The organism is uncultured Campylobacter sp. (assembly GCF_938039245.1).
GTDB lineage: Bacteria > Campylobacterota > Campylobacteria > Campylobacterales > Campylobacteraceae > Campylobacter_A.
Genome location: NZ_CALHVN010000038.1, coordinates 1 through 2,794 on the forward strand (window position 1 = coordinate 1; position 2,794 = coordinate 2,794).

Sequence of the window (2,794 nt, forward strand, 5' to 3'; positions counted from 1 at the left end):
GGATTTAAATTTTACGACGGGAGCTACCTCGTCGGTAGTGACCGAGTAAAATTTAAATCCAACGACGTATAGGGCAAAAAGACAAGCCGCTTTTAAATTTTAACGGCCAAACTCACGCTAAATATCCCATCCCCATCTATCCACTCTTTTACTTTTTTAAATCCGGCATTTGCCACGAGCTGATCCATCTCGGCCTGGCTGCGGCGGCGCATGATCCATGCCGCACCCTGCCTGTGGCTAGATAGAGCGCGCGCGATCATCTCAAGCTGCGGGTGCCACGGCTGATTTGTGTAGATGAGGTAGCCGCCGCTTCTTACGCTGCTTGAAAAGCCTTGCAGCGCGGTGCGCACGACCGAGTTATCCGGAAAGAGCTCAAACAGCCCCGACACGACGCCTAGCGTATATGCGTCCTGCAAGCCCTCGTAGCTAGCGGCGTCAAAGGCGTTTACCTGCGTAAAGCTCGCGACGTCCTCTAGCCCGCGCTCCTTTATCATTTCGCTGCCGGCTTTTACGTTTATGTCGCTGTAGTCGCGCAGCGTTATGCGCTCAAATTTATGGCCCTGCGCGGCGTCTAGTATATATCTGCCGTGCCCCGAGGCGATGTCTAGCAGTCGTAGCGGCTCTCCGCGCTCCTGTAGCTTTGCGACGGCTTGATCGATGGCTAGTTTGATATTTCGCTTGCGCTCTCTGATGCCGCGCCAGCCGATGGCGTTTAGGTAAATTTCGTCGATAAATTTAAAAAATTTATTCGCCCCTTGCGGCTCGTTTCGGTAGACGTAATCAAGCGTACTGCCGCTATCGTAGCCGGTATTTTCGCCGATCTTTAGCCCGCCGACCCACGGCGAAACCGCCTGCATAAATATCCGCTGGAATTTAAATCGCAAATTTTTCAGGCTGAATCTCGGCAGCGGCGTAGCCAGCCTATCGGCCTCCTCGCGGCTAAAGCCGTATTCGTCCGCATGCGTGCAGTCCACCTCGCTAAAAGGCGCGCTAAATCTCTCGCCGACGAACTCGCGCACGATCTCAAACGCCCTCTCCCGCTCGCTCTCGCCCAGCGTATCGTGGTAAAATCCATCTAAAATCTCGCGCCTTTTTACCCGCGCGCCAAGAGCGTTGTAAAACTCGTGCTGCGGGGCGTGCTCCACGACCCAATCATCGCCCGAGATCAGCAGCAGCGTAGGCGTCGTGATCGCGGCGGCATCCGAAACCACGCGCTGCGCCGCTTCGTAAAGCCCTAGCAGTATGCGCACCGAGATCGCGCGAGTGATGAGCGCATCGGCGTCGTAGCTGGCCTGACGCTGTTTGTCGTGCGTGAGATAGTGCGCCTTGACGTAGCTGTTTACGAAAAAATTTCCGCGGGCGCGGTAAATCGCCTTTAGTCCCGCTCTAGCAAACGGCACGTAAAGCTTCACGCTAAACGCGGGACTTGCCAGCACCGCGCAGCGAACGCGCACAGCGTAGTCGTGCAGCCACGCCGAGACCAGCACCGCGCCCACGCTCTGGGCTATCACGGCTAGATTTTGCGTCTCAAAGCCAAATCTCTGCTCGATATGCGCTACAAACTCGTCCACGTCGGCGATGAGTCGGCCGATACTCGGCGCGTCGCCCCGCTCGCCCTCGCTCCTGCCGTGTCCGCGCTGATCCCACGCAAAATAACTCAAACTCTCGTCCGCTAGCCCGTCCGCCACGTGCGTCGTCCTGCCCGAGTGCTCGTGTCCGCGGTGAAATATCGCTACGGCTTTGGCATTCGGCGCGGCTTTAAATTTGAGATTTTGCTCGGCGTTTTCGCTCAAATTTGACGCGCCGCATTTGCCGGCTTCGTTTAAATTTGAGTCCGAGTTTTCGCCGCCGTTTGCTAAATTTTGCTCATCAAATTTATCTTTGCCGCTTGAGCCTAGCTCCGCATTTTCGTCTGTGCCGCTTGCTTGCTCGTCGGTCAGATTTGACGTTTCGTTTGCGACCCCAGTGCTTAAATTTGACCCGTCAAATTTGCCGTCCTCGCTCAAATTTACTTCATTTGCGCTCGGGTTTTCGCACGCTACGTCGCTAGCCAGGCGGTATCTGTAAAATATCCTCGCCCCGTCGCTCGTTATAAAATAGCTCTCTTTAAACTCCATTTTTCGCCTTTCTTACTTAAATTTATCGATTTTTTTACTTATTTTATCCTAAAGTGTCCCGTTATCTCGTAAACATTTAGCACGTCCTCCTCCTGTGCGCCAAGCCCGATGTTGTGGATCACGAGCGGGGTTTTGCTAGCGGCAAATTTATCCGAAACTATGCCGATGTGCGGCCTGCCGTTATCCAGCCGCCACGTCACGATATCGCCTGCTTTAAACTCGCCCTTCGCCTCGTAACCCTTGTGTTTTAGATAGGTCGCGATGTTTGGTACGCGGCGATGATCGATGTTTTTGTCGGTTTTTTTCGCGCCCCAGTTTTTTGGGTAGACGCTAAAATTCGCGCTCATATCCTCATGGATGAGCTGCTGCAGATCGATATCCTGCCCGCGCAGCGCCCTAACTACGACGTCGGTGCAAACGCCTCTTATCATATTCACGTCGCCCATCGGATAGGCTAGCCTCTCGTACGAAGGATCGTAAAACAGCGTCCGTCCGACCTGCGCTCTAGCGTCTTGTACGAGCTTTTCGGTCGAAAAAGCAAAGGCAAAATTTGCCGCAAGCGCTAAAAGTAAAATTTTGCTCCAAATTTTCATCAAAACCTCACGCGTAAAAATATCTAACTATGTGAAAAAATATCGGCGCCGCAAAGCACAGCGAGTCCATACGGTCAAGCATCC

General features: G+C 53.6%; 2 protein-coding genes. Both read right to left on the reverse strand.

The genetic code is table 11. The features are described 5' to 3' along the window. Positions 1-92 precede the first annotated feature (92 nt). Positions 93-2,117 carry a bifunctional alpha/beta hydrolase/class I SAM-dependent methyltransferase gene (locus Q0218_RS06565; protein ID WP_297967747.1) on the reverse strand — a complete coding sequence of 675 codons (2,025 nt, stop codon included), beginning with the start codon at positions 2,115-2,117 and terminating at the stop codon, positions 93-95. Positions 2,118-2,155: 38 nt separating this feature from the next. Beyond that, the gene (locus Q0218_RS06570) at positions 2,156-2,710 is read right to left on the reverse strand and encodes a DUF1287 domain-containing protein (protein WP_297967750.1); all 555 of its coding nucleotides are present in this window, start codon (positions 2,708-2,710) and stop codon (positions 2,156-2,158) included. Positions 2,711-2,794 lie beyond the last annotated feature (84 nt).

What these genes read in the sequence shown, in the direction of transcription:
- Q0218_RS06570 (WP_297967750.1), bottom strand. Translation starts at nt 2,710, where the DNA reads ATGAAAATTTGGAGCAAAATTTTACTTTTAGCGCTTGCGGCAAATTTT.
- Q0218_RS06565 (WP_297967747.1), bottom strand. Translation starts at nt 2,117, where the DNA reads ATGGAGTTTAAAGAGAGCTATTTTATAACGAGCGACGGGGCGAGGATA.